General features: G+C 70.6%; 27 protein-coding genes. 10 read left to right on the forward strand and 17 right to left on the reverse strand.

What is annotated here, in order from left to right:
- Position 1: 1 nt before the first annotated feature.
- From AOM06_RS02590 to AOM06_RS02605, 4 genes are read right to left on the reverse strand one after another with little or no spacing between them, the layout of a single operon-like run.
- Positions 2–880 carry an ABC transporter permease gene (locus tag AOM06_RS02590; RefSeq protein ID WP_082105253.1) on the reverse strand — a complete coding sequence of 293 codons (879 nt, stop codon included), beginning with the start codon at positions 878–880 and terminating at the stop codon, positions 2–4.
- Positions 877–1,674, reverse strand: coding sequence for an ABC transporter permease (locus AOM06_RS02595; protein WP_062302292.1), 798 nt, complete (start codon positions 1,672–1,674; stop codon positions 877–879). The genes AOM06_RS02590 and AOM06_RS02595 overlap by 4 nt, the downstream gene beginning before the upstream one ends.
- Positions 1,674–2,498: an ABC transporter ATP-binding protein gene (locus AOM06_RS02600; RefSeq protein ID WP_062302295.1), complete on the reverse strand. Its 825-nt coding sequence runs from the start codon at positions 2,496–2,498 to the stop codon at positions 1,674–1,676. Before AOM06_RS02600 ends, AOM06_RS02595 begins: the two co-directional genes overlap by 1 nt.
- Positions 2,499–2,513: 15 nt before the next feature.
- A complete protein-coding gene (locus AOM06_RS02605) occupies positions 2,514–3,620 on the reverse strand; it encodes an ABC transporter substrate-binding protein (protein WP_062302298.1) in 1,107 nt (368 codons plus the stop codon).
- Between the two features lie 233 nt (positions 3,621–3,853).
- Here AOM06_RS02605 and AOM06_RS02610 point away from each other — a divergent pair, with 233 nt between their 5' ends.
- Together AOM06_RS02610 and AOM06_RS02615 are read left to right on the forward strand one after the other, a co-directional pair.
- On the forward strand, positions 3,854–4,654 hold the full coding sequence (locus AOM06_RS02610) for an FAD binding domain-containing protein (RefSeq protein WP_062302301.1): 801 nt from the start codon (positions 3,854–3,856) through the stop codon (positions 4,652–4,654).
- Positions 4,651–7,323: a molybdopterin-dependent oxidoreductase gene (locus AOM06_RS02615; RefSeq protein WP_062302304.1), complete on the forward strand. Its 2,673-nt coding sequence runs from the start codon at positions 4,651–4,653 to the stop codon at positions 7,321–7,323. Before AOM06_RS02610 ends, AOM06_RS02615 begins: the two co-directional genes overlap by 4 nt.
- Here AOM06_RS02615 and AOM06_RS02620 read toward each other — a convergent pair.
- Positions 7,302–8,222, reverse strand: coding sequence for an XdhC family protein (locus AOM06_RS02620; RefSeq protein WP_062302306.1), 921 nt, complete (start codon positions 8,220–8,222; stop codon positions 7,302–7,304). The genes AOM06_RS02615 and AOM06_RS02620 overlap by 22 nt on opposite strands.
- A gap of 35 nt (positions 8,223–8,257) precedes the next feature.
- Here AOM06_RS02620 and allB point away from each other — a divergent pair, with 35 nt between their 5' ends.
- Positions 8,258–9,574 (forward strand): allantoinase AllB, encoded by a 1,317-nt coding sequence (gene allB / locus AOM06_RS02625; protein WP_062302310.1) that lies wholly within the window; start codon positions 8,258–8,260, stop codon positions 9,572–9,574.
- A gap of 35 nt (positions 9,575–9,609) precedes the next feature.
- Here the strand turns inward: allB and AOM06_RS02630 are convergent, their stop codons facing one another.
- Entirely contained in the window at positions 9,610–10,659 is a 1,050-nt protein-coding gene (locus tag AOM06_RS02630) for a peptidoglycan-binding protein (RefSeq protein ID WP_062302313.1), read from the reverse strand.
- A gap of 96 nt (positions 10,660–10,755) precedes the next feature.
- Here AOM06_RS02630 and pucL point away from each other — a divergent pair, with 96 nt between their 5' ends.
- Complete coding sequence (gene pucL, locus AOM06_RS02635; RefSeq protein ID WP_062302316.1) at positions 10,756–11,658, forward strand: factor-independent urate hydroxylase; 903 nt, start codon at positions 10,756–10,758, stop codon at positions 11,656–11,658.
- An 87-nt stretch (positions 11,659–11,745) separates the two neighbouring features.
- On the opposite strand, the gene nrdF is transcribed toward pucL, so the two are convergent.
- The 4 genes from nrdF to nrdH are packed head-to-tail and all read right to left on the reverse strand — an operon-like array spanning position 11,746 to position 15,541.
- On the reverse strand, positions 11,746–12,720 hold the full coding sequence (gene nrdF, locus AOM06_RS02640) for a class 1b ribonucleoside-diphosphate reductase subunit beta (RefSeq protein WP_062302320.1): 975 nt from the start codon (positions 12,718–12,720) through the stop codon (positions 11,746–11,748).
- A gap of 44 nt (positions 12,721–12,764) precedes the next feature.
- A complete protein-coding gene (nrdE, locus tag AOM06_RS02645; protein WP_062302880.1) occupies positions 12,765–14,870 on the reverse strand; it encodes a class 1b ribonucleoside-diphosphate reductase subunit alpha in 2,106 nt (701 codons plus the stop codon).
- Positions 14,871–14,890: 20 nt separating this feature from the next.
- Positions 14,891–15,292 (reverse strand): class Ib ribonucleoside-diphosphate reductase assembly flavoprotein NrdI, encoded by a 402-nt coding sequence (gene nrdI / locus AOM06_RS02650; protein ID WP_062302323.1) that lies wholly within the window; start codon positions 15,290–15,292, stop codon positions 14,891–14,893.
- A gap of 12 nt (positions 15,293–15,304) precedes the next feature.
- A complete protein-coding gene (nrdH, locus tag AOM06_RS02655) occupies positions 15,305–15,541 on the reverse strand; it encodes a glutaredoxin-like protein NrdH (protein ID WP_062302327.1) in 237 nt (78 codons plus the stop codon).
- A 273-nt stretch (positions 15,542–15,814) separates the two neighbouring features.
- Here nrdH and AOM06_RS02660 point away from each other — a divergent pair, with 273 nt between their 5' ends.
- The 3 genes from AOM06_RS02660 (at position 15,815) to AOM06_RS02670 (ending at position 18,077) form a co-directional block, all read left to right on the forward strand.
- Positions 15,815–17,251, forward strand: a complete 1,437-nt coding sequence (locus AOM06_RS02660) for an amidohydrolase family protein (protein WP_062302332.1) — start codon at positions 15,815–15,817, stop codon at positions 17,249–17,251.
- A 113-nt stretch (positions 17,252–17,364) separates the two neighbouring features.
- On the forward strand, positions 17,365–17,712 hold the full coding sequence (locus AOM06_RS02665) for a carboxymuconolactone decarboxylase family protein (protein WP_042214065.1): 348 nt from the start codon (positions 17,365–17,367) through the stop codon (positions 17,710–17,712).
- A gap of 86 nt (positions 17,713–17,798) precedes the next feature.
- Entirely contained in the window at positions 17,799–18,077 is a 279-nt protein-coding gene (locus AOM06_RS02670) for a hypothetical protein (protein ID WP_062302335.1), read from the forward strand.
- Positions 18,078–18,091: 14 nt separating this feature from the next.
- Here AOM06_RS02670 and AOM06_RS02675 read toward each other — a convergent pair whose 3' ends face one another.
- Positions 18,092–18,769, reverse strand: a complete 678-nt coding sequence (locus tag AOM06_RS02675; protein WP_062302339.1) for a C40 family peptidase — start codon at positions 18,767–18,769, stop codon at positions 18,092–18,094.
- A 195-nt stretch (positions 18,770–18,964) separates the two neighbouring features.
- Here AOM06_RS02675 and pgi point away from each other — a divergent pair, with 195 nt between their 5' ends.
- Both pgi and AOM06_RS02685 read left to right on the forward strand, forming a co-directional pair.
- Positions 18,965–20,644 carry a glucose-6-phosphate isomerase gene (pgi, locus tag AOM06_RS02680; RefSeq protein ID WP_062302343.1) on the forward strand — a complete coding sequence of 560 codons (1,680 nt, stop codon included), beginning with the start codon at positions 18,965–18,967 and terminating at the stop codon, positions 20,642–20,644.
- A gap of 115 nt (positions 20,645–20,759) precedes the next feature.
- A complete protein-coding gene (locus AOM06_RS02685; protein WP_156163552.1) occupies positions 20,760–21,269 on the forward strand; it encodes a hypothetical protein in 510 nt (169 codons plus the stop codon).
- Between the two features lie 9 nt (positions 21,270–21,278).
- Here the strand turns inward: AOM06_RS02685 and AOM06_RS02690 are convergent, their stop codons facing one another.
- The 5 genes from AOM06_RS02690 to AOM06_RS02710 are packed head-to-tail and all read right to left on the reverse strand — an operon-like array spanning position 21,279 to position 23,504.
- Positions 21,279–21,488, reverse strand: coding sequence for a helix-turn-helix domain-containing protein (locus AOM06_RS02690; protein WP_062302350.1), 210 nt, complete (start codon positions 21,486–21,488; stop codon positions 21,279–21,281).
- Complete coding sequence (locus AOM06_RS02695; protein WP_062302354.1) at positions 21,488–21,964, reverse strand: DUF2975 domain-containing protein; 477 nt, start codon at positions 21,962–21,964, stop codon at positions 21,488–21,490. The genes AOM06_RS02690 and AOM06_RS02695 overlap by 1 nt, the downstream gene beginning before the upstream one ends.
- A 48-nt stretch (positions 21,965–22,012) precedes the next feature.
- Positions 22,013–22,669 (reverse strand): DsbA family oxidoreductase, encoded by a 657-nt coding sequence (locus tag AOM06_RS02700; protein WP_228372826.1) that lies wholly within the window; start codon positions 22,667–22,669, stop codon positions 22,013–22,015.
- A 41-nt stretch (positions 22,670–22,710) separates the two neighbouring features.
- Positions 22,711–23,031 carry a hydroxyisourate hydrolase gene (gene uraH, locus AOM06_RS02705; RefSeq protein ID WP_062302358.1) on the reverse strand — a complete coding sequence of 107 codons (321 nt, stop codon included), beginning with the start codon at positions 23,029–23,031 and terminating at the stop codon, positions 22,711–22,713.
- On the reverse strand, positions 23,028–23,504 hold the full coding sequence (locus AOM06_RS02710) for a 2-oxo-4-hydroxy-4-carboxy-5-ureidoimidazoline decarboxylase (protein WP_062302367.1): 477 nt from the start codon (positions 23,502–23,504) through the stop codon (positions 23,028–23,030). Before AOM06_RS02710 ends, uraH begins: the two co-directional genes overlap by 4 nt.
- A gap of 23 nt (positions 23,505–23,527) precedes the next feature.
- Between AOM06_RS02710 and AOM06_RS02715 the strand changes: the two genes are divergently transcribed.
- Positions 23,528–24,088, forward strand: a complete 561-nt coding sequence (locus AOM06_RS02715; RefSeq protein ID WP_062302371.1) for a nucleotidyltransferase family protein — start codon at positions 23,528–23,530, stop codon at positions 24,086–24,088.
- A 1-nt stretch (position 24,089) separates the two neighbouring features.
- Here the strand turns inward: AOM06_RS02715 and AOM06_RS02720 are convergent, their stop codons facing one another.
- Complete coding sequence (locus tag AOM06_RS02720; RefSeq protein ID WP_062302375.1) at positions 24,090–24,935, reverse strand: PhzF family phenazine biosynthesis protein; 846 nt, start codon at positions 24,933–24,935, stop codon at positions 24,090–24,092.
- Positions 24,936–24,984 lie beyond the last annotated feature (49 nt).

Below are 24,984 nucleotides of genomic sequence, written 5' to 3' on the forward strand. Positions count from 1 at the left end.
CCTAGACCCTCTTCTCCGGATGCATCCCCATGCGGGCGAGCACCGTGTTCTCGACGATCGCCACGAGGTTGTAGAGGACGAGCGAGACGCCGGTCACCACGACCACGGACGCCCACAGCTCGTCGAACTTCGCCCCGGTAGCGTAGCCGTAGATGACGCCGCCGATGCCGCCACCGGTGGCGAGCCACTCGGCGAGCAGCGCACCCGTGATGGCGCCCGGAACCGAGACGCGCACCGCGGCGAAGAAGGCCGGGAGGGACGCGGGCAGGGCCACCGTGGTGAGCTGCTTCATGGGGCTGCCGCCGTAGACCTCGACCACCTCGAGCGCCTGGGTGGAGGCCTGCTTGAGGCCGAAGGCGATGTTCACCAGCGCCGGGAACAGCACCACGATGCCGCCCATGACCGCCACCGTCATGAACTCGCGCCCGAAGATCATGATGATCACCGGGGCGAACGCGATGAGGGGCACCGAGCGCAGCAGCAGCGCGAGCGGCATCGCCGCGTGCTCGAACCCCTTGGAGAGACGGAAACCGATGGCGCCGAGGAGCGCCAGCAGAAGGCCGGCGACGAAGCCGACCGTCGCGTCGCGCATCGTGATCGCGAGGTTCGACGCGATCTCCGCCCGGTTCTCGGCCGCGTCCTCCTCCACGAAGAAGAAGTTCCACACGTCCACGGGCCCCTTCGCCACATAGGGCGAGAGGTCGGAGACCCACAGCACGATCTGCCACATCGCGACCACCGCCACGAGCGTGAGGACGAACGTGAGCAGCGACGAGCCGAGCGACTTGAGCGTCGCCTGGCGCGCCTGGCGGCGCACCTTGTCGGCGAGCTCGGTGACCTGCGGGTTGGCCGGCAGCGTGGTCGAGGTGACATCCGTCATGCCTCGGCTCCCTTCGCCCAGGGGGTCGCGAGCCGCGTGAGCAGCCCGACCAGGAGGTACAGCGTGAGGGCGATCGCGCCCGAGGCGAGGGCGATGCCCCACACCCGCGGCGAGTTCAGCTGCTGCTGCGCGATGATCATCGCCGTGGCGACCCCCGTCTCGACCTTGCCGAAGTACTCGCCGAGCACCGCACCCAGGAAGGCCGCGGGCACCGCGATCTGAAGCGCGGTGAGCACCGCGGGCATCGCGGAGATCACGCGCACCTTGCGCAGCTGGGTGAAGGCGTTGCCGCCGTAGACGTGGACGACGTCGAGGCTCGACTTGTCCGCCGCGTGCAGACCCAGCAGCGATCCCACGACCGTGGTGAAGAACACGCTCAGCGCCGCGATGAAGATCGCGGTGCCCGAGGGCTCTCCCTTCTTGGGCACCTCGAAGATCAGCACCAGCAGCGGCCCGATCGCGACGATCGGGATGCAGTACGAGATGACCGCGAGCTGCATGACCGCGCCCTCGAGCTTGGGAAGCACCATCACCATCGCGGCGAGCACAAGGGCCACGCCGTTGCCCCACAGGTAGCCCTGGAGCGCCTCGTTGAGCGTCACCGAGAAGTGCGTGACGTAGAACTCCCAGCCGATGGTGCCGTACTCCTGGATCACCTGCCACGGCGTCGGGATCGCCTTGGTGTCGCCCGAGCCGACGTTCGCGAAGATCGTCACCGAGGAGATCCACCAGAACGCGACGAGGCCGGTGGTGCTGAGCAGGACGATGGCCCACGACGGGAGCCGGCGATCCATCAGTCGTCCTCGGTGGCCGCGCCGCCGGCGCCGAAGAGCAGCTCCGACGCCTGGTCCACGTAGGCGTGGAACTCGGGGCTGCGCTGGATGTCGGGTGTGCGAGGGCGCGGCAGGTCGATCTCCATGACCTCCTTGACCCGGCCGGGCCTGGGGCTCATGACCGCGACCTGGTCCGCGAGGAAGATCGCCTCGGTGATGCCGTGCGTCACCAGCAGCGTGGTCGCGGGCTTGGCCGCGAGGATGCGCATGAGCTCGAGGTTGAGGCGCTGCCGCGTCATGTCGTCGAGCGCGCCGAACGGCTCGTCGAGCAGGAGCACCGAGGGCTTGAGCACCAGCGCACGCGCGATGGACACGCGCTGGCGCATGCCGCCCGAGAGCTGCGAGGGCTTGGCCTTCTCGAAGCCCGTGAGGCCCACGAGCGCGATGAGCTCCTCGATGTAGTCGTGGTCGACGTCCTTGCCGGCGACCTCGAACGGAAGCTTGATGTTGTTGTAGACCGAACGCCACGGCAGCAGCGCGCTGTCTTGGAACGCGATGCCGAGCTCGTTGTAGGCGCGCAGGTCCTTCGGGGACCGTCCGTCGACGCGCGTGGTGCCGCTCGTGGGCTCCTCGAGCCCCGCGAGGATGCGCAGGATGGTCGACTTGCCGCAGCCCGACGGGCCGAGCAGCGCGAGGAACGATCCGCGCTCGGTGTGGAGGTTGGCGTCCTGGAGCGCGGTGACGGTCTTCTTCCCGGAGGTGAAGACCTTGGTGAGGCCGGAGATCTGCAGGCCGGTGCCCGGGGCGGTCTCGCCCCGGGCACCGGACTCGGTGACGTCGGTCACTGTGATGCTCGCAGATCAGCCCGCGTAGGCGATGAGCTCGGGGTGCTCCTCGTAGACCTCGGCCAGCAGGCTGAGGTCGAAGAGGTCCGAGGCCTCGAGCTCGATGCCCGCGCCGGCGAGCGACGCGAGGGTCGAGGCCTGGAGCTCGTCCGAGATGGTGAAGAGGCCGTTCGCGACCGTCTCCTCCGAGACGACCAGGTCCTCGGCCTGCGCGATCGCGCCCGCCTCGGAGTTGGCGGGGTCGAGGCCCAGGTCCGCGCCGTAGACCTCGTACGCGAGACGCGCACCCTCGGCCGGGTCGTTGACCGCGTCGGTCCAGCCGAGGATCTCGGCGTACAGGAACGCCTTGAGCGCGTCGCGGTTCTCCGCGATCGACTGGTCGGTGACCGTGATGGTCTCCGCGACGAACGGCAGGCCGTTGTCCGCGAAGGGCAGGTTCACCGTGTCGTAGCCGGCGGCCTCGACGGTGATGGACTCGTTGGTGAGGTAGGCGATGAAGCCGTCGACCTCGCCGTTGGTGAGCGGCGCCGGGTCGTACTCGACGGGGACGATGGTGACGTCGTCGGCGGTCAGGCCGTTGGCGGCGAGGAGCGCCTCGAACAGCGAGGTGTTGGACGCCTGGACGCCGATCTTCTTGCCGACCATGTCATCGACCGTCGCGATGTTGCCGCCGTCAGCGAGCGACAGGACCGTGAAGGGGTTCTTCTGGTAGGTGGTGCCGATGATCTTGAGCGGCGCCTCCTCGGCGGCGACCGCCGAGCCGATCGAGACGGCGTCCGAGAGCGCGACGTCCGCGGTGCCCGAGAGCAGCTCGGCCGCACCGGTCGACGGGCCGGGGGTCAGGGAGACCGAGGCGAAGCCCGCGTCGGTGTAGTAGCCGTTCGCGTCGGCGAAGAACTCGCCCGAGAACTCCTCGTTCTTGATCCACGACAGCTGGACGGCGAAGTCGCCGTAGGTGCCGGGCTCGACCGCCGCGGTGGTCTCCTCGGTGGTGCCCGCGGCACCGGTGGGCGAGCCCTCGGGCTCCGCCTCGCTCGACGAGCAGCCCGCGAGCGCGAGCGCCGCGACTGCCGCGGTGGCGACGGCGGCCGTGCGGCCCGCCTTGCCGGTGATGAAACGCATGGTGTCTCCCTCGTGGAATGGACGCGTGGTCCGCCGCGAGCGCAGGGTGGTGGGGCAGCCTCCCGCGGCAGCCGGACACATACGTCCGGCACGTCGCCGATGACGTTATGGAATGTAGATTTCATGAACATGCGTGTTTGTGTTTCGCCCTCGTAAATTCCGGGTTCCGTGACACAAGCGTGACTTTCGGGCGTGGCAGACTCGCCGGAAAAGTCCGGTCGGAAGGAGGCGTGATGGATCTGACAGCGGTCGCGAGCTACCGCCGCGCCACCACCCGCGAAGACCTTGCACTGGCCCCCGGCGAGCGCTTCCTCGCGGGAGGCACGTGGCTGTTCTCCGAGCCGAACCGCGACGTCACGGGCCTCGTGGACCTGGCGGGCATGGGGTGGCCGGGCCTCGAGGTGAGCCAAGACGGCCTCACCATCGGCGCGACCTGCACCATCGCGGACCTGCTCGCCCTGCCCCCGCACGTGGGCTGGACCGCGCAGCCCCTGTTCGCCGACGCCGCGAACGCGCTGCTCGCAAGCTTCAAGATCTGGAACGAGGCGACCGTGGTCGGCAACATCTGTCGCGGCTTCTCCGCCGCCGCGATGCTCGCCGCGTGCGTCACCCTCGACGCCGACGCCGTGATCTGGACCGCCGCCGGCGAGGAGCGCATCGTCCCCGTCGCCTCGCTGCCCACCGGGAACGGCACCACCACGCTCGCGCATGGCGACCTGGTGCGCGAGGTGCGCATCGGCACCGATGCCCTCCGCGCGCGCACCGCCCTTCGCAAGCTTGCGCTGGCGGAGCTGGGTCGTTCGGGCGCCGTCGTGACCGGCCGCGCTCACGACGACGGACGCACCGTCATCGTCATCACCGCAGCCACGCTCACCCCCACCGTGCTGAGGTACGAGGCCCCGCCCGCACCCGACCGGGTGCGGGACGATGCGCGCGCGGCCGACGGCTACTACACCGACGCCCTGGGCGCCGCGGACTGGCGCCGGCACGTCGCGGGCGTGCTCGCGGCCGAGGTCGCGGAGGGGCTCGCATGAGGATGGACGTCGACGGCGCGCCCGTCGAGGGCGAGCCCGCGCCGGGCCAGTGCCTGCGCACGTACCTGCGCGACCAGGGCCGCTTCGAGGTGAAGAAGGGCTGCGACGCGGGCGACTGCGGCGCGTGCACCGTGCTGGTCGACGGCCGCCCGGTGCATTCGTGCCTCTACCCCGCGGTCCGTGCCGAAGGCAGGGACGTGACCACCGCCGGAGGCCTCGCGCCTGGCGACGTGGCGCACGCGGTCCAGGAATCGTTCGCACGCCACTTCGCCTTCCAGTGCGGCTTCTGCACGCCCGGCATGACCGTCACCGCCTCGACGCTCACCGAGGACGACCTCGACGACCTCGACCGCCGCCTCAAGGGCAACCTGTGCCGCTGCACGGGCTACCGGCCCATCCGCGAGGCCGTGGAGCACGCGGTCCGCGGCTGCGGCGGGGAGTGCGTGGGGTGCCCGGGCGGGACGGACGATGCGCCGGCGCCGGCGGGCACAAACGCGCGGCCGCCCGCGGCGGACCGCGTGGTGCAGGGGCGAGAGCCGTACACGTTCGACGTCGACGTGCCCGGCCTCACCCACCTGAAGGTGCTCGGATCGCCCCACGCTCACGCGCGCATCGTCTCCATCGACGCGACGGAGGCGCTCGCGATCCCGGGCGTCCACGCGGTCCTCACCCACGAGGACGCGCCCGTGACCCGCTACTCGACCGCGCGCCACGCGAACCGGCTCGACGACCCTCGCGACACCCGCATCCTCGACTCCACGGTGCGCTTCCGCGGCCAGCGCGTCGCGGCCGTGGTCGCGGACACGCCCGCCCTCGCGGAGGCGGGCTGCGCCGCGCTGCGCGTCGATTACGAGGTCCTACCCGCCGTGCTCGATCCAGAGGAGGCCCGCTCGCCCGGCGCACCCCTGGTGCACCCGGGCCTGACCCCGGAGGACGGGGTCGAGGACGCGTCACGCAACGTCGTCGCGTCCTGGCGGGGCGCCTACGGCAACGTCGGACGAGGCCTCGCACGGTCCACCGTCGTCGCGACCGGCACCTGGTCGAACGCACGCGTCAGCCACGCGCAGCTCGAGACGCACGGCTCGATCGGCTGGATCGCCGACGACGGCCGCCTCACCTTGCGCACCAGCAGCCAGGTGCCGTTCCTGACCCGCGACGAGCTCGCGGTGGTGCTCGACCTCGACCCCACCACGGTGCGCGTGTTCGCCGCGCGCGTCGGCGGCGGCTTCGGCGGCAAGCAGGAGATCTTCACCGAGGACATCGTGGCGCTGGCCGTGCTGCGGACCGGCCGTCCGGTGGCGTACGAGATGACGCGCGAGGAGGAGTTCGTGCGCACCGCGACGCGCCACCCCTTCCGGGTCACCGCGACGCTCGGGGCCGACTCCGACGGCCGGCTCACCGCCATGGACATCGAGGTGCTGTCCAACACCGGCGCGTACGGCAACCACGCGATCGGCGTGATGTTCCACGGGTGCGCCGAGTCGCTCGAGGCGTACCGCTCACCCGCCAAGCGCCTGCATGCCGAGGTGGTCTACACGAACACCACCCCCGCCGGCGCCTTCCGCGGCTACGGGCTGGGGCAGGTGATCTTCGCGGTCGAGTCCGCTCTCGACGAGCTCGCCCTGCAGCTGGGGATCGACCCGTTCGAGCTGCGCCGCATCAACGCGGTGCGCGACGGCGACAAGCTCGGCGTGACCGAGCGGCGCCACCACGAGGACCTCATCTTCGGCTCGTACGGCCTGGACCAGTGCCTCGACCTCGCCCAGGCGGCGCTGGTGCGCGGCAACGGCGTCGAGGCTCCGGAGGGTTGGGCCGTGGGCGAGGGCATGGCGCTCAGCATGATCGCGACCATCCCGCCGCGCGGGCACCCCGCGACCGCCGCGGTCACCGCGTTCCCCGACGGCACGGTCGAGGTCGCGGCCGGCACCGTCGAGTTCGGCAACGGGACGCACACCGTGCTCGCACAGCTGGCGGCGGAGGTGCTGGGCCGCTCGCCCGCGGCGGTGCGGCTGCGTACGTCGGACACGGACGCCACCACCCACGACACGGGCGCGTGGGGCTCCACCGGCATCACGGTGGCGGGCAAGGCGGTGCACGCCGCGGCCGTCGCGCTGCGCGAGCTGCTCGACGACGGCGCGGAGATCCCCGAGGAGGGGCTCACCGCGCATGGCGAGACCGATGGCAAGATCCGCTCGCTCGCGTTCAACGTCCACGCCGCGCGGGTGGCCGTCGATGTCGAGACGGGCCGCGTGCGGATCCTCCAGTCGGTCCAGGCCGCGGACGCGGGCGTGGTCCTCAACCCCGCGCAGTGCCGGGGCCAGATCGAGGGCGGCGTCGCGCAGGGCATCGGCTCCGCGCTGTACGAGGAGGTCCTCGTCGGCGACCAGGGCTCGCCCACCAACCCGGCCTTCCGCGTCTACCGCGTGCCGCAGATCGCGGACGTCCCCGAGACCGAGGTGTACTTCGCGGAGACCTCGGACTCGCTCGGCCCCCTGGGCGCGAAGTCGATGTCCGAGTCGCCGTACAACCCGGTCGCGCCAGCCCTGGCGAACGCGATCCGCCGGGCGATCGGGGTGCGCCCGATGGAGGTGCCGATGACGCGCGACCGCGTGTGGCGCCTCGCCGCCTCGGCTCGCGGCCGGGACGCTCAGTCCTCGGACCTCCGATGAATGACGCCGCCCAGCTCCCGGAGGGGGCGCCCGCTGGCCGCGTGACGGTCCGCGATCACCTCGGCGAGGATCGCGATCGCCGTCTCGGCGGGCGAGGACCCTCCCAGGTCCAGGCCGATCGGCGAGCGCAGCCGCGCCACGGCATCGTCCCCCACGCCCGCCTCGCGCAGCCGCTCGAGCCGGCGCTCGTGCGTGACCCTCGAGCCCATCGCGCCCACGTAGCCGGCGGACGATGCGAGGGCGGCCTGGAGCGCGGGCACGTCGACGCGGTCGTCGTGCGTGAGGACGCAGATCACGGTCGACTCCTCGATCTCGAACGAGCACAGGAACGCGTCCGGCCACGCGACATGGACCTCGTGGGCCGCGGGGATGCGCTCCGCGGTCGCGAACACGGGGCGCGGGTCGACCACGATCACGCGGTACCCGAGCGCGCGCCCCGCCGCCGCGAGCGCGGGGCTGAAGTCCACGGCGCCGACGATCACCAGCCGCGGGGCGCGCGGACGGACGATGCGGTGGCCGCCCGGGAGGAGCATCGTCACCTCGCCGTCGTCGAGCGAGGCCTCGAGCGGGTGCACGATGCTCGCGTCGCCGGGAGCGACGCGGAACGCGACCACGTCGACCGCGCCCCCGCACGCGAGGCCGGGACGCAGCAGGTCTCCCTCGCCGCCGAGCGTCTCGGTCACGGGCGCCGGATCCGAGAGCCGCGCGAGCGCGAGCTCGTACGCCTCGGACTCGATGCAGCCGCCGGAGATCGCGCCGATCGCACGGCCGTCCGCGGCGACCGCCATCGCCGAGCCGGGCGCGCGGGGCGTCGAGCCGTGCACCGCGGTCACGACCACGACGCCGAGCGCGCCGCCCTCATGGAGCACCCCCAGCGCCTCGCGCGCGATCTCGAACACGCCCGCCAGTCTGTCACCCCACCCGGAGGAACCAGATGAGCCACGACCTCGTCATCCGCGCACGCCGCGCCGTCCTGCCCACGGGGGAGGTGCCGGCCGCGATCTTCGTGCGCGACGGCCGCATCGCCGCCGTGGGACCGGTCGACGCGCCCGCGCCCGACGTCCCCGAGGTGGTGCTCGCGCCGGACGAGGTGCTCATCCCCGGCGCCGTGGACACCCACGTGCACGTCAACGAGCCGGGCCGCACCGCGTGGGAGGGCTTCGACTCGGCCACCCGCGCGGCGCGGGCCGGCGGCGTCACCACGCTGATCGACATGCCGCTCAACTCGATCCCGCCGACGGTGTCCCCCGCGGCGCTCGAGGCGAAGAAGGCCGCCGCGGCCGGCAAGACGCACGTCAACGTGGGCTTCTGGGGCGGCGCCGTGCCGTCCAACCTGGGCTCGCTGCGCGAGCTGTGGGGCGAGGGGGTCTTCGGCTTCAAGTGCTTCCTCGCGCCGAGCGGCGTCGACGAGTTCGAGCATCTCAGCGGCGGCCAGCTGGTCCGGGCGATGGAGGAGATCGCGGGCTTCGGCGGGCTGCTCATCGTGCATGCCGAGGACCCTGAGGTGCTGGACGCCTACGACACGGCGCCCGGGCGCGACTTCGGAGCGTTCGTGGCCACGCGACCGCAGGCCGCGGAGACGAGCGCGATCGAGACCGTCATCGCCGCGATGCGGGAGACGGGCGCGCGGGCGCACATCCTGCACCTCTCGGCGGCCGCCGCGCTGCCGTTGATCGCCGAGGCCAAGGCCGAGGGGCTGCCGCTCACGGTGGAGACCTGCCCCCACTACCTGACCTTCGACGCGGAGCACGTCCCCGACGGCGCAACGCAGTACAAGTGCTGCCCGCCCATCCGCTCCGAGGAGAACCGCGAGCGCCTGTGGGAGGCGCTGGCCGACGGCACCATCGACTTCGTCGCCTCGGACCACTCCCCCGCCACGGCGGACCTCAAGCTCGCGGGCGACGGCGACTTCGGGGTCGCCTGGGGCGGCATCGCGGGGCTCCAGACGTCGCTCGCCGCGGTGTGGACCGGTGCCCGGGTGCGCGGCTACTCGCTCACGGAGGTCATGGGGTGGATGTCCGCGCGGCCCGCCCTCTGGGCCGGGCTGGGCACCAAGGGCGCCATCGCGGCCGGGCACGATGCGGACCTGGTCGCGTTCGCCGCCGAGGAGCCGTGGGAGGTGCACGCGGGCGAGCTCGCTCACAAGAACCCCGTCAGCGCCTATGACGGGCACGCGCTCGCCGGGCGCGTGCGTCGGGTCTGGATCGGCGGCTCCGAGGAGGCCGACGGGGTGATGATCGCGCGGCCCTGACCTGCGGTGACGCGCCGCGGGCGCCCCGCGCCCGCCTACTCGGCGCGGCCGAGCGCGACGAGGGCGTCGCCGTCGAGCGCGTCGCCCGGCGCCGCGAGGACCGCCGTCACGACCGGCCCGTCGGTCTCGCGCTCCTCGGACCGGTCGACGTCGCCGATCCACACGAGGTAACGCTCGTCGAGCTCGTCGCCGGCGATCCCATGGTCCGCGTTGTACCGCTTGACGGCCTGGTCCGTGGCCCAGCCGTGGACGCCGTCGACGCCGCCCGTGTCGTAGCCCAGCGCCGTGAGCAGCGCCTGCTTCGCATGTGTCGCGGTCCACGAGTGCGGGATGCGCGGATCGTCGTCCCACGCCTCCGCGTCGTCGAAGGGCGCGGGGCCGGAGTAGGCGATGATCGGCCGGCCGTCGACCTCGGCGACGATGTCGCCCATCCAGACGCGGTCGCCCGTGGTCACGAGGAGGCTCGTGAGCTCGCCGGAGACGCCGGGCGCGACCGTGGCGGGGGTGCCGGAGTGCTCTCCCTGAAGGGCCATGAGGCCCGTCTCGTCGACCGCCCCAATGGCGTCGACCGCCACGTCGCCGCAGGGCACATCCGCGAGGTCGGTCATGGTCCGGGTCGACGCGTCGATGGTCATCGTCCAGCACCCGCCGGCGCTGCCGTGGCCCGCGAACCAGTCCGCGCCTCCCCCGGTCTCGGTCGATGCCGCGGTGAGCATCGTCAGGCGCGCGACGGCGCCGTCGACCTCCGTCCCCAGGACGGACGTGGTGCCCCTGCCGACCTCGCCCTCCGCGCACGCGCGCGCCGCTGCCCGCGCATCGTCCCCGACGGCGCCGTCCGGCAGCTCGCTCGTCGCGAGCGCGGTGCACGCGGCGACGGCCTCGAAGGCGGTCGCCGCCGACCGCATGGCCGCGCCCTCCGCATCGTTGTCCCTGGACCGCTGCTCGTACGCGACCGCGGCATAGGCCACCGCCACCACGAGCACCGCGAGGACCGCCACGGCCACGACGACGCCGAGCGCGGCCTTGCTCCACGCCCCGCTCCCGGACGTCCGACCGCCCGCACCGCCCCCCGAAGCCTCGTGCATGACGCGACTGTAACCGTCGCAGCCGACAGAACGCTGAAATGTCGATGTAATCAACATGTCCTAGCGTGCGTTCAGGACCCATCAACGGAGGTAATCGTGGGCATCATCCTGGGCGATCACCAGTACGGCAAGGCCGAGAACCGCATCGTGCGCATCGTGCGCGACGCGCCTCGTCACGAGATCCGCGACGTCAACGTGTCGAGCTGCCTGCGCGGACGCTTCGACGATGCCCACCTCACCGGGGACCAGGGCGCCGTCCTCCCGACGGACACGCAGAAGCAGACGTCGTACGCGTTCGCGAAGACCGTCGGCCTGGCCTCGCTCGAGCGCTACGCCTATGCCCTCGCGACCCACTTCGTGAACGATGTCGAGCCCGTCGACCAGGCGCGCGTCGAGCTCGAGGAGTTCGCGTGGGAGCGCGTGTCCGTGGGCGGCACCGAGCATGACTTCAGCTGGGTGAGGAAGGGCCAGGAGGTGCGCACCGTGTCCGTCACGTACGACGCCGAGGGGACCTGGATCACCGGCGGGCTCAAGGACCTAGTGGTGCTGAAGTCCTCCGGCTCGGAGTTCCACGGCTTCCTCAAGGACGAGTACACCGTCCTCGAGCCCACGTCCGACCGCATCATGGCCACCTCGCTGGTCGCGAAGTGGCGCTTCGGGGACCTCGACGTCGAGACCTTCGACTTCGACGAGGCCTACGCCGAGATCAAGGCGGCCCTGGTCGAGACCTTCGCGGGCTTCCACTCGCTCGCGCTGCAGCAGACGCTGTACGAGATGGGCAAGGCGGCCCTCGAGGCGGTGCCCGAGCTGGTCGAGGTGCGCCTCTCCGCTCCGAACAAGCACCACTTCACGTACAACCTGGCCCCCTTCGGCATCGAGAACAGCAACGAGGTGTTCCACGCCGACGACCGCCCGTACGGCCTCATCCAGGCGAGCGTCACCCGCGACGATGCGCCGGCCGCCGGCCCGGCGTGGCAGGGGTACTCCGGGCTCGTCTAGGGGCACCCGGCCCGCGCATCGTCCACCCGGACGCGCAGAGGCCCCGCACCATCCGGTGCGGGGCCTCTGCTGTGGACGCGTCGGGGCTCAGAAGTCCCAGTCGTCGTCCGTGGTCTCCTCGTGCTTGCCGATGACGTACGACGAGCCCGACCCCGAGAAGAAGTCGTGGTTCTCGTCCGCGTTGGGCGACAGCGCCGACAGGATCGCGGGCGACACGTCGCAGACGTTCGCCGGGAACAGCGCCTCGTAGCCCAGGTTCATGAGGGCCTTGTTGGCGTTGTAGTGCAGGAACTTCTTGACGTCCTCGGCCATGCCCAGACCGTCGTAGAGGTCGTGCGTGTACTGGACCTCGTTCTCGTAGAGGTCGTACAGGAGCGAGAACGTGTAGTCCTTGAGCTCCTCGCGACGGGCCTCGGTCTCGGCCTCGAGCCCCTTCTGGTACTTGTAGCCGATGTAGTAGCCGTGCACGGCCTCGTCGCGGATGATGAGGCGGATGAGGTCGGCCGTGTTCGTGAGCTTCGCCCGCGAGGACCAGTACATGGGCAGGTAGAAGCCCGAGTAGAAGAGGAAGCTCTCGAGCAGCGTCGAGGCGACCTTCCGCTTGAGCGGGTCCTCGCCGTGGTAGTAGTCGAGGACGATCTGCGCCTTGCGCTGCAGGTTCTGGTTCTCGGTGGACCAGCGGAACGCGGCGTCGATCTCGGGCGTCGAGCACAGCGTCGAGAAGATCGACGAGTAGCTCTTGGCGTGCACCGACTCCATGAACGCGATGTTCGTGTAGACGGCCTCCTCGTGCGGGGTCAGCGCGTCGGGGATGAGCGACACGGCGCCCACGGTGCCCTGGATGGTGTCCAGAAGCGTGAGGCCCGTGAACACGCGCATCGTGAGCTCCTGCTCCAGCGGCGTGAGCGTCGCCCACGACTGGACGTCGCCCGACAGCGGCACCTTCTCCGGCAGCCAGAAGTTGGCCGTGAGGCGGTTCCACACCTCGACGTCCTTGTCATCCTGGATGCGGTTCCAGTTGATGGCGTCGACGTGGCTGACGAGGGTCAGCTTCTCGGTCATGTGAGTTCCTTCTTACGTGTGTCGAGAGGACGATGCGCGGGACGCTACAGCATGCAGCTGACGCAGCCCTCGACCTCGGTGCCCTCGAGCGCCATCTGGCGGATGCGGATGTAGTAGATGGTCTTGATGCCCTTGCGCCACGCGTAGATCTGCGCCTTGTTGATGTCGCGCGTGGTCGCGGTGTCCGGGAAGAACAGGGTGAGCGAGAGGCCCTGGTCGACGTGCTGCGTCGCCGCGGCGTAGGTGTCGATGATCTTCTCGGGGCCGATCTCGTACGCGTCCTGGAAGTACTCCAGGTTGTCGTTGTCCATGAAGGGAGCCGGGTAGTAGACGCGACCCAGCTTGCCCTCCTTGCGGATCTCGATGCGCGACGCGATCGGGTGGATCGAGGACGTCGAGTTGTTGATGTAGGAGATCGAGCCGGTGGGAGGCACGGCCTGGAGGTTCTGGTTGAAGATGCCGTGCTCCTGCACGGACGCCTTCAGGGCCTTCCAGTCCTCCTGCGTCGGGATCTCGATGCCGGCATCGGCGAACAGCGCGGCCACGCGAGCCGTCACGGGCACCCACTCCTGCTCGGTGTACTTGTCGAAGAACTCGCCCGAGGCGTACTTCGAGTTCTCGAAGCCCTCGAACGCGGTCCCCTGCTCCTTGGCGATCGTGTTCGAGGCCGCGATCGCGTGGAACAGCACCGTGTAGAAGTAGATGTTGGTGAAGTCGACGCCCTCCTCGGACCCGTAGTGGATCCGCTCGCGGCCCAGGTAGCCGTGGAGGTTCATCTGGCCCAGGCCGATCGCGTGGGCGCGGTCGTTGCCGTAGCGGATCGACGGCACCGCGTCGATGGCCGACTGCGTCGACACCGCGGTGAGGCCGCGCACCGCGATCTCGACGGTCTGCGCGAGGTTGCCGCCGTCCATCGCGGTCGCGATGTTCATCGAGCCGAGGTTGCAGGAGATGTCCTTGCCGGTCTCCGCGTAGGTGAGGTCCTCGTTGAAGGTCGACGGGGTGTTGACCTGGAGGATCTCGGAGCAGAGGTTCGACATGTTGATGCGGCCCGCGACCGGGTTCGCGTTGTTCACCGTGTCCTCGAACACGATGTACGGGTAGCCGGACTCGAACTGGAGCTCCGCGACCGTCTGGAAGAACTGGCGGGCCGAGATCTTGGTCTTGCGGATCCGGGCGTCGTCCACCATCTCGTGGTACTTCTCCGAGATGGAGATGTCGCCGAACGGCACGCCGTAGACGCGCTCGACGTCGTACGGGCTGAAGAGGTACATCTCCTCGTTCTTGCGGGCGAGCTCGAACGTGATGTCCGGCACGACCACACCGAGCGAGAGGGTCTTGATGCGGATCTTCTCGTCCGCGTTCTCGCGCTTGGTGTCGAGGAACTTCATGATGTCGGGGTGGTGCGCCGAGAGGTAGACGGCACCGGCACCCTGACGCGCGCCCAGCTGGTTCGCGTACGTGAAGGAGTCCTCGAGGAGCTTCATCACGGGGATGATGCCCGAGGACTGGTTCTCGATGTGCTTGATGGGCGCGCCGGCCTCACGGATGTTCGACAGCGACAGCGCGACGCCGCCGCCGCGCTTCGATAGCTGCAGCGCCGAGTTGATCGAGCGGCCGATCGACTCCATGTTGTCCTCGATGCGCAGCAGGAAGCACGAGACGAACTCGCCGCGCTGCGCCTTGCCGGCGTTGAGGAACGTGGGGGTCGCGGGCTGGAAGCGGCCCGAGACGATCTCGTCCACCAGCTTGGTCGCAAGGTCGGTGTCGCCCGCGGCGAGCGTCAGGGCGACCATGACGACGCGGTCCTCGTAGCGCTCGAGGTAGCGCTTGCCGTCGAAGGTCTTGAGCGTGTAGCTCGTGTAGTACTTGAACGCGCCCAGGAACGTCGGGAAGCGGAACTTCTTGCCGTACGCGCGCTCGGTCAGCTCCTGGATGAAGGAGAAGTCGTACTGCTCGAGCACCTCGGGCTCGTAGTACTTCTTCTCGACCAGGTAGTCGAGGCGCTCCTTGAGCGAGTGGAAGAAGACGGTGTTCTGGTTGACGTGCTGGAGGAAGTACTCCCGCGCCGCCTCGCGATCCTTGTCGAACTGGATCTTGCCGTCGAGGTCGTAGAGGTTGAGCATCGCGTTGAGCGAGTGGTAGTCCATGCCCGTGCGGGGCGTGTCGATCACAGTTGCTTCCACAGGTCTTCCAATCCATCGCGGACGGCGGTGACGTCGTCCTGCGTTCCGAAAAGCTCGAACTTGTACAGGTGCGGGACCTTGCACTTGCTGGCGACGATGTCGCCGGCGATGCAGTAGGCCGTACCGAAGTTGGTGTTGCCCGCGCTGATCACTCCCCTGATGTACGAGCGGTTGTGCTCGTCGTTCAGGAACTTGATGACCTGCTTGGGGACGGCGCCGCGGTCGTTGCCGCCGCCGTAGGTCGGGAGCACCAGCACGTAGGGCTCGTCGACCTTGAGGGGCTCCTCGGTGGGGTACAGCGGGATCCGGTCCGCCGGGACACCCAGCTTCTGCACGAAGCGGTGGGTGTTGCCCGAGGCCGAGCTGAAGTACACCAAGGAGGCCATAGGGCGGCTCGCTTAGGACGCGACCCGCTGCGCCAGCGCCGCGATGCGGTCGGGCTGGAAGCCCGACCAGTGCTCGTCGCCCGCGATGACTACGGGAGCCTGGAGGTAGCCCAGCTTCATGACCGTGTCGTACGCGTCCTGGTCCTCGGTGACGTCGAAGATCTGGAACTCGAGCTCGGCGCGCTCGAGCGCCTTCTTGGTGGCGGTGCACTGCACGCAGGAGGGCTTCGAGTAGACCGAGATCGTCATGGGGACGTCCTTTCGAGACGCGAGAGCGGGCTGAGTAGACGCCACTATATATGGGGCCTGCGGCCGGATGCCACCACTAGATGGTGTGTTTCGTCCACAGATTTACACACAATTTACACACAGCCTCGGGTGACGCCTGGGGATAGCTGTGGGCGACACGCGCAACACGCCCGGCGACACGCCGGGGCGGCCTGGGGATACTCGAAACGCACCCGAAACCCACCCCGTCTACGGTGACGATGCGCGCCTCCCCGGGCGCAGGGGGGACAGACCATGACAAGCCCGACAGACGCCTCGACGACGAGCGGCGTCCACGTCTACCGCGCCCATGTGTTCCACATCGCGGGCGCTCCCGACCAGACCCGCGTGGCCGAGCACCTGGTCTCCCTCCCCGACGGCGGGCTCGTCGTCGACGGCGAGGGCCGCATCGTCTGGCTGGGCCCCTGGCCCTCCCTCCCCGCGGCCTACGCCGACGCGCCGGTGACGCGCGCCGACTACCTCATCCCGGGCCTCGTCGACGCGCACGTGCACTTCCCGCAGTCCTACGCGACCGCCGCGCACGGCGGCGGTCAGCTGCTCGAGTGGCTCGACCACTGCATCTTCCCCACCGAGGCGCAGTTCGCCGACCTCGAGTTCGCCGACCGCGCCGCGCGGTACTTCACGCGCCGCCGCATCGCCGCCGGCACCACCGCCGCGATGGTCTTCGGCAGCGCGTTCCCGGTGGCGCAGGACGCGCTCTACCGCGCGACGCTCGAGGCGGGGCTGCGCGTGGTCTCGGGGCGCGGGATCCAGACCGTGGGCCCGGACGCCGCATCGGCCCTCCTCACGTCCGAGGAGGACGCGATCACCCTGGTCGCCGACGAGATCGACCGCTGGCATGCCGTCGACACCGGCGACCCGCGCACCGCGCACGTCCAGGTGGCCGTGGTGCCGCGCTTCTCGTTGTCGGTGACGCCGCGCACGCTCCACGCGCTGGGCGAGCTGTACGACGAGGCCCGCATGACCGGCGTCTACTTCCACAGCCACCTCAACGAGAACAACCGCAAGGGCGACGGCGAGATCGCCGCCGTGCTCGGCTCCTACGGCGTCGAGGCCTACCTCGACACCTACGACGGCCGCTTCCTGCCCGGCTCCAAGTCGGGAGGCCACTCGCTCCTGGGCCGCCGCTCCTCGCTCGCGCACGCCGTGCACTCGCAGCCGCGCGAGCTCGCGCGCATGGCGGAGACCGGCACGTCGATCGCGCACTGCCCCACCTCGCAGCTGTTCCTCGGCTCGGGCACGATGCCGTGGCGGGCGACCGTCGCGGCGGGAGTCAACATCGCGCTGGGCTCGGACATCGGCGCGGGCGACGAGTGGCTGATCTCGCGCGTCGCGGGCGACTGCTACAAGGTGCACATCTCGGAGGAGGGCGAGGCGGGCACCGCCCTGCACCCGGCGGAGCTGCTGTTCGCCGCGACGCTGGCGGGCGCGCGAGCGCTCGACATGGAGCACGCGTTCGGCAACCTCGACGTGGGCAAGGATGCGGACTTCCTCCTGATCGAGACGGGCCGCTGGGAGCCGCTCGAGGGCATGCTCAGCATGGGCATCCGCTCCGACGACGAGGAGCAGGCGACGCTCGAGGAGCTCTTCACGCTCCTGGTCGGGCTGCGTCAGCCGGCGATCGCGGGGGTCTACGTCGCGGGTCGCAGGGCGGTCGCTCCCGAGCTCTAGGGCGACCTGCCAGGCACGGGGACCATCGTCCCTAGGATGGTTGACACCTGTTGCTTACCGTGGAACCACCGACCGGCACCGTCGCCGGGATCCCCACCGAAAGGAACCAGGTCATGCAGAACCACCAGGAGCACTACGACGACGTCATGTGCGGCATCGGCGCCCTCGGCGACCACATCCCCGGCACCATCAAGAGCTTCTTCTCGCTGCACCACGCTGCCCTCGCGGATGGCGCGCTCCCGAAGTCGACGAAGGAGCTCCTCGCCCTCGCGATCGCGATCTCGGTCCGCTGCGGCGGCTGCATCACCTGCCATGTCAAGGACGCCCTCACCGCCGGCGCGACCCCCGAGCAGGTCTACGAGACCATCGGCGTCGCGATCCTCATGGGCGGCGGCCCCTCGGCCGTCTACGGCAACGAGGCCCGCAAGGCCGTCGAGGCCTTCAGCGCCGTTCCGGCCTAAGCACCTCTTCCACGAAGGCGGGGATCCCTCCGGTCCCCGCCTTCGTCGTGCCCGGCCGCACCTCGCGGCGTGAGAGGATCCCCGCCATGGCAGTGGTGAGCGACAGGATCGCGGAGCGTGCGGCGGAGGACTTCGGGCGCTCGGCGCCGCGCATCGTGAGCGCGCTCGAGCGGTTGACGGTGAGCGCGAGCCTCGACCGCGACCGGCTCCAGGCGGCCGTGCTCATCGCGGCGCGCGGCAACCTCACGCTGTTCGAGGACGCGCTCGAGCAGGCCCGAGACGACTGGCGCGACCTTCTTGTCCGCACCGACCTCGCGGGAGCGGACTGGGACGCGCGCCTGGACGAGGCGCTCGGCCTCGGCTGACGGCCGCCGTCGGCCTACAGCACCCGACGGATGCTCGTGGGGGTCTCGTACACCTTCCGCTCCTGCACGTAGCTGCCGCGGTACGGCGCATCGATCATCTTCCCGTCGCCGAGGTAGATGCCGATGTGCGAGCCGTTGTCGAAGATGAGCAGGTCGCCGACCTTGGCCTCGTCGAGCGACGCGACCTCGGTGCCGATCCGGCCCTGATCCTTCGCGACGCGCGGGATGTCCGTGACGCCGATGTCCTTGAAAGCGAGCTGCACGAGGCCCGAGCAGTCCAGCCCGCCCTCGGACAGCGACTCGCCGCCCCACACGTACGGCGTGCCCAGGTACTGGCGCGCGGCCTCGACCAGGTCCTGGCCGGTCGGCCCGGACGATGCGGAGGTCGCGTCGCCCACCGCGGTCACGGCCTGCGTCGCGAGCGTCGACAGCCCGCTCGAGGCGGTCGAGGTCGCGACCACGTCGGACAGGTGCGTGGCGATCGGCGCGGCGGAGACCGTGCCGGCGTCCAGCGACGTGAGCGCGTTCTCGTAGGCGCTCGCGAAGTCGGAGCCGGCGGACGCCTGGGTGGTGGCGACGGCGGACGAGCCCAGCGCCTCGTCGACGGTCACCACCGTCGGCTGCGGCTGGATCATCGAGCGGATCTCCGCGATGCGTGCCTGGATCGAGGACACGGCGGCGATCGAGGTCATGGTGCACCTCCGGCATCGGTCGTGGGCGGCCGGTCCGTGGCGCGAGGGGGTGAGCGATCCGTGCTCGGCCCTTCCCATCGGCGGGCCGGGCCCCATGTTGAGGGGGCGCCCGTCGAACACGGGTCCACCTCGGACGATGCGCACCGTCCAGGAGGTCCCACGCGCATCGTCCCCAACCCGACTAGCCTGGCAACCGTGACTGCACCTATCGATCCCACCGCCACCTCCGCCTGGGCCGAGCTGGCCGCCTTCAAGGACTCCTTCACGCCGGACCTCCGCGCGTGGTTCGCCGCCGACGCCACGCGCGTCGAGCGCTACTCGCTCCCGCTGGCCGACCTTCACGTCGACCTGTCGAAGAACCTCGTGACCGACGAGATCCTGAGCAGCCTGGTGAAGCTCGCCGAGGAGACCGGCGTCGCCGCGCGCTACCAGGCGATGCTCGCGGGCGAGCACATCAACACCACCGAGGACCGCGCGGTGCTCCACACCGCGCTGCGCCGCCCCGCCGGCTCCTCCCCCGCGCTGTCCGTCGACGGTCAGGACGTGGACGGCGACGTCCAGTCGGTCCTGAGCGCGATCGACGCCTTCGCGGAGCGAGTCCGCTCGGGCGAGTGGAAGGGCGTCACCGGCAAGACCGTGACGCACATCGTCAACATCGGCATCGGCGGCTCCGACCTGGGCCCCGTCATGGTCTACGAGGCCCTCGAGCCGTACGCGACCGCGGGCATCGAGGCGCGCTTCGTGTCCAACATCGACCCCACCGACATGGGCCAGAAGGTCAAGGGCCTCGACCCCGAGACCACGCTCTTCATCGTCGCGTCGAAGACCTTCACCACCCTCGAGACGCTGACGAACGCCCGCCTCGCGCGCGATTGGCTGTGGTCCTCGCTCGAGGCCGCCGGGGTCCCCGTCGGCACCGACGCGGAGAAGGACGATGCGGTCGCGCACCACTTCGTCGCCGTCTCGACCGCGCTCGACAAGGTCGCGGCCTTCGGCATCGACCCGACGAACGCCTTCGGCTTCTGGGACTGGGTGGGCGGCCGCTACTCCGTCGACTCGGCGATCGGCCTGTCGCTCGCGATCTCGCTCGGCCCGGACGTGTTCCGCGAGCTGCTCGCCGGCTTCCACGCCGTCGACACGCACGTCGCCGAGACCCCGCTCGAGAAGAACGTGCCCGTCCTCATGGGGCTCCTCAACGTCTGGTACTGCAACTTCCTGGGCTCCCAGTCGCACGCCGTGCTGCCGTATGCGCAGCAGCTCCACCGCTTCCCGGCGTACCTCCAGCAGCTCACGATGGAGTCCAACGGCAAGTCGGTGATGTGGGACGGCTCGCCCGTCACCACGGACACCGGCGAGATCTTCTGGGGCGAGCCCGGTACCAACGGCCAGCACGCGTTCTACCAGCTCATCCACCAGGGCACGCGCCTCATCCCCGCGGACTTCATCGCCGTGGTGAACCCGGCGTACCCCCTCGAGGACGGCGGCCAGGACGTCCACGCGCTGTTCCTCGCGAACTTCCTCGCGCAGACCAAGGCGCTCGCGTTCGGCAAGACGGCCGAGGAGGTCGAGGCCGAGGGCACCACCGGCGCCCTGGTCGCCGCGCGCACGTTCGCGGGCAACAAGCCGACCACGTCGATCTTCGCGCCGTCGCTGACGCCGTCCGTGGTGGGCCAGCTCATCGCGCTGTACGAGCACATCACCTTCACGCAGTCCGTGGTGTGGGGCATCAACGCGTTCGACCAGTGGGGCGTCGAGCTGGGCAAGAAGCTCGCGCTCGAGATCGCGCCGGCGATCGAGGGCGACGACGCGGCGCTGTCCGCTCAGGACGCGTCCACCCAGGCGCTCATCGCGTACTACCGGGCCAACCGGGCCTGAGCCGGACGTAGCGAAGGGGGTCGGCCCGCCGGGGCCGGCCCCCTTCGTCATCGCCCGGGCATGCCCCCCGAAATAGGGGATGGACAGCCCTCTCACCAGGCCATACGTTCCCTCCATGAAGAGTCGAGGACGACTTGCCTGGCCCCTCGTGGCCGTCGCCGCCATCACCGCAGGGCTGATCTGGTTCGCCGTCACCCTCGCCGACGATGGAGAGGTGGGAGACCAGAACCACACGATGCGCGACGTCGAGCTCATCGACGGCCACTTCGACGGCCAGCCGGTCTCCATCACCGCGACGCTCACCGCCATGCCGAACGGCTGTGTGACGTCGGTGGTCGACGGCACCGCGCGCCTCACGTTCTGGCCCGAGGGCACGACCATCGAGCAGGACGAGGACGATCCCACCACCTACATCGTCACGCTCGACGACGGCACCGCCCTGCGCGCGCACGCCACCGACGGCGACACCTTCACCGCGTCGGTCATCGAGGACTCCGCGCCCGACGAGCCGATGCTGTCCATCGACGGCACGCCCTACGATCGGATCGCCTACTACCTGTCCAGCTGTGACCTCGAGGGACCCGCGATCGCGATCCCGGAGCAGAGCTCCATCACCGTCGAGTGACCGTCGCGGTCATCCCTCCGGCTCCCACCTCAGGATGTCGCCCGGCTGACAGTCGAGCACCTCGCAGATCCGTTCGAGCGTGGTGAAGCGGATCGCCTTCGCACGGCCGTTCTTGAGGACGGCGACGTTGGCGGGTGAGATCCCCACCGCGCTCGCGAACGCGCCCACGGGCATCTTCTGCCGCGCGAGCATCACGTCGAGGTCGACGACGATGGCCATCAGATCACCTCCGCGAGCTCGGCCCGGTCCGCGATGGCGGTGGCGAGCAGGCCCCGCATCACGACCATCAGCAGGACGAACGCGCTTCCCGTCACCAGCGCCACCATGATCCCGAGCGGCACCCCGGGACCGCCGAGCCGCTCGAGGAAGAGCAGATGCCCCGCGGTCGCCACCACGATGCCGGCGGCGGTCCCCCCGCACCAGATGATCGCCTCGACCCACCGCAGCGCGCGGGTCGAGTAGATCCGCCCGGACTCGACCATCGCGAGCAGCGCCCAGATGCAGCCGACGGCGACCTGGAAGCACACGATCGCCGCGATGCCGGCGATCGCGTACGGCACCACCAGGTGCTCCACCTCCGGCATCTCACGGCCGTTCGCCTGGGCGATGAGCACCACCAGGACCTGGCCCAGCAACGACCCGGCGAGGATGCCGACGAGCAGGAAGCGGAGCCACAGGATGACAGCAGATCTCATGTCTCGATAATCGCGAGATCCCTATCGATTGTCAATCGATGTGAGGCGTCAGGACTCCGCGGCGGACGCTGCGCGCGCCTCGCGCGCCTTCGACAGCGCGAGCGCGAAGGTCTCGACAGGCTGCGCCCCCGAGACCGCGAACGCGCCGTCGAACACGAAGAACGGCACGCCCGTGGCGCCGTAGGCGGCCGCCTGCGCGATGTCCGCGTCGACCGCGTCGCCGTACGCTCCCGAGGCGAGCGCCTCGCGCACCTCGTCGGCGTCGAGACCGACCTCGCCCGCGAGCGCGACCAGCGTCTCGTGGTCCGCGACCACGGCGCCCTCGACCATCTGCGCCCTCATGAGGCGCTCCTTCGTCTCGACGCCGAGCCCGCGGGCGTGAGCGAGGTGCAGCAGACGATGCGCATCGCGCGTGTTGGCCGACATGTAGGCGTCGAAGTCGTACGCGATTCCGGCCTCGGCGCCCAGCTCGACGAGCCGCTGGTTCATCTCGCGCACGCGCTCAGGCGTGGTGTTGAACTTCTTCGCAAGGGCCTCGGCGTGCGGGGTCGCCTGCCCGGCGGGGATGCTCGGGTCCAGCTGGAAGCTGCGGTAGCGGATGGTCACGTCGTCACCGGAAGCCGCGACGGCCTCCTCGAGACGGCGCTTGCCCAGGTAGCACCACGGGCAGGCGATGTCGGACCAGATGTCGATATTGATGCTCACGCATGAATTATCGCAAAACGTGCCGGAAAGATTCCCCGGGGTCAGGAACCCCGGTACGTCGAGTACCCGAACGGGCTGAGCAGCAACGGCACGTGGTAGTGCTCGTCGCCCGCGATGCCGAACGCGATCCGCACCTCGGGGTAGAACGTCGCGACTCCGTGGTCCGCGAACCAGTCCCCCGTCGCGAACACCAGCTGGTAGGTCCCGGGGTGCAGCGATTCCGGTCCGAGCGAGGCGACGCGTCCGTCCGCGTCCGTCACGCCCGTCCCGAGCTCCTCCATGCCGTGCAGCAGCCGCACGTGCAGCCCCGCGGCGGGCCGCCCGTGCACCGAGTCGAGCACATGCGTGGTCACGTGGCTCATGCAGCCACCTCCCCATAGGTCGCGCGCAAGCGCAGCAGGGCGATCCCGCGCAGCTGGTCGGCCACCTCGGCGAGCTCGACCACGTCGTCGTTCAGCAGCCGCCGCTCGAGCTCCGTGACGATCTCCTCGCGCGAGCGCCCCGCGGCCCTGATGAGGAACACGCGATCGAACCGGGCCTCGTACGCGCGGTTGCCCTCGGCGAGCCGCGAGGCGAGCGCCGCATCGTCCGAGGCGGACGCGGCCTGCTCGGCCGCGGAGAACCTGGCCTCGGCATCCGCACCGCCGCGCCGCTCGCCGATGCGCGGGTGCGCGGCGAGCGCCTCATCCACCTCGGCGGATGACAGCGGCGTCGCGGCGGACACCGCGGCCCGCTCGAGCGACAGCAGCGACGGATAGGCGCGCGAGGCGAGCTCGTCGGCCCATCGGGACACGCGCAGGCACGTGAGAAGGTCCTCACGGGTGGGTTCGATCATCGTCCCTCCTTACGATGTCCAGTATGGCCAACGGACTCGTCGGAGTGGTGCTCGCCGCGGGCGCGGGGTCGCGATTCGGCGGCCCCAAGGCCCTGGCACGCGACGATGCGGGGGCCTGGCTCCCGCGCGCGTGCGACCTTCTCAGCGCGGCGGGCTGCGAGCCGGTCCTCGCGATCCTGGGCGCCGAGGCCGACGAGGCCCGCCATCTGCTCCCCCGCGGGGCCCACGGCGTCGTCGTCGCACGCTGGTCCGAGGGCATCGGCGCGAGCCTCCACGCGGCGCTCGAGGTCGCGCAATCGGTGCACGCGGGCGCGGTCCTCGTGACGCTCGTCGACCTGCCGAACCTCGCCGCCGAGGCGGTCGCGCGCGTGGTCGAACGCTGGACCGGCGACCAGACGGTCCTCGCGCGCGCCGTCGACGGCGACACCCCGGGCCACCCCGTGCTGATCGGGGCCGCCCACCTGCGACCGCTCCTCGCGACGGTGGGCGGGGGCCGCGGGGCGTCCCACTACCTCGAGGCGCATCGCGCCGAGGGCATCGACTGCACGGGCCTCGGCGTGGCCGCGGACGTGGACTCGCGCTGACTCACACCTCGATGGTGCCGCGCACGCACACCTCGGTCGCGCCGCCGATCCACAGCTCCTCATCGGCGGGGGTGACGTGCACACGCCCGCGGCGACCCATCGCGGTGCCCTGGGCCGCCACGTAGGGGGCCTCGACGCGGCCCGTCGAGACGAGCCACTGCCCCAGCGACGCGTTGAGGGACCCGGTGACGGGGTCCTCGCGCAGCCCGGAGCCGTCGGAGGTGAAGAAGGCCCGCACCTCGACCGCGGCCTCCGCGCCCTCGGGGTGCGGCCCCACCACGCCGATGAACCAGTCGCCCGGATGGCCGGCCGCGTCGGGCGCGAGCGCGAGCACCTCCTCCGCGGAGGCGAGCTCGATGCCCACCCAGCCCGGGCCGTTGTCGACCCAGTGCGAGGCGACCACGCGGTCACGGCCGATGCCCAGCACCGCGCAGAAGCCCTCGAGGTCCTCCTCCGCGACGTCGCCGGTGCGCAGCGGCTCGGGTGCGGCGAAGGCGAGCCGCACGTCGTCGTCCCAGATCTCGACCAGGCCGATCCCGCACTCCTGGACGATGCGCCGGGCATCGCGCGGCACGCCTCCCGCGTCGAGCCACGCGCGGGCGGTGCCGAGCGTGGGGTGACCGGCGAAGGGCAGCTCCGCGCTCAGCGTGAAGATGCGCACGCGGTAGTCGGCCTCCGGGACGGTCGGCTCGAGCACGAACGTGCACTCGGACAGGTTGGTCCACACCGAGATGGCGGCCATCTGCGCGTCCGTGAGCCCGTCGGCGCCCAGGATCACCGCGACGGGGTTGCCGGAGTACGGACGGTCGCCGAAGACGTCGACCTGGCGGAAGTGAAGAGCGGTCATGCGCCCACCGTAGGCAGGGACGATGCGCGGGTACAGGTCCGCGCACGGC

The sequence above is a fragment of the Demequina subtropica genome (genome assembly GCF_000971235.1).
In the GTDB taxonomy this organism is placed as follows: Bacteria; Actinomycetota; Actinomycetes; order Actinomycetales; family Demequinaceae; genus Demequina; species Demequina subtropica.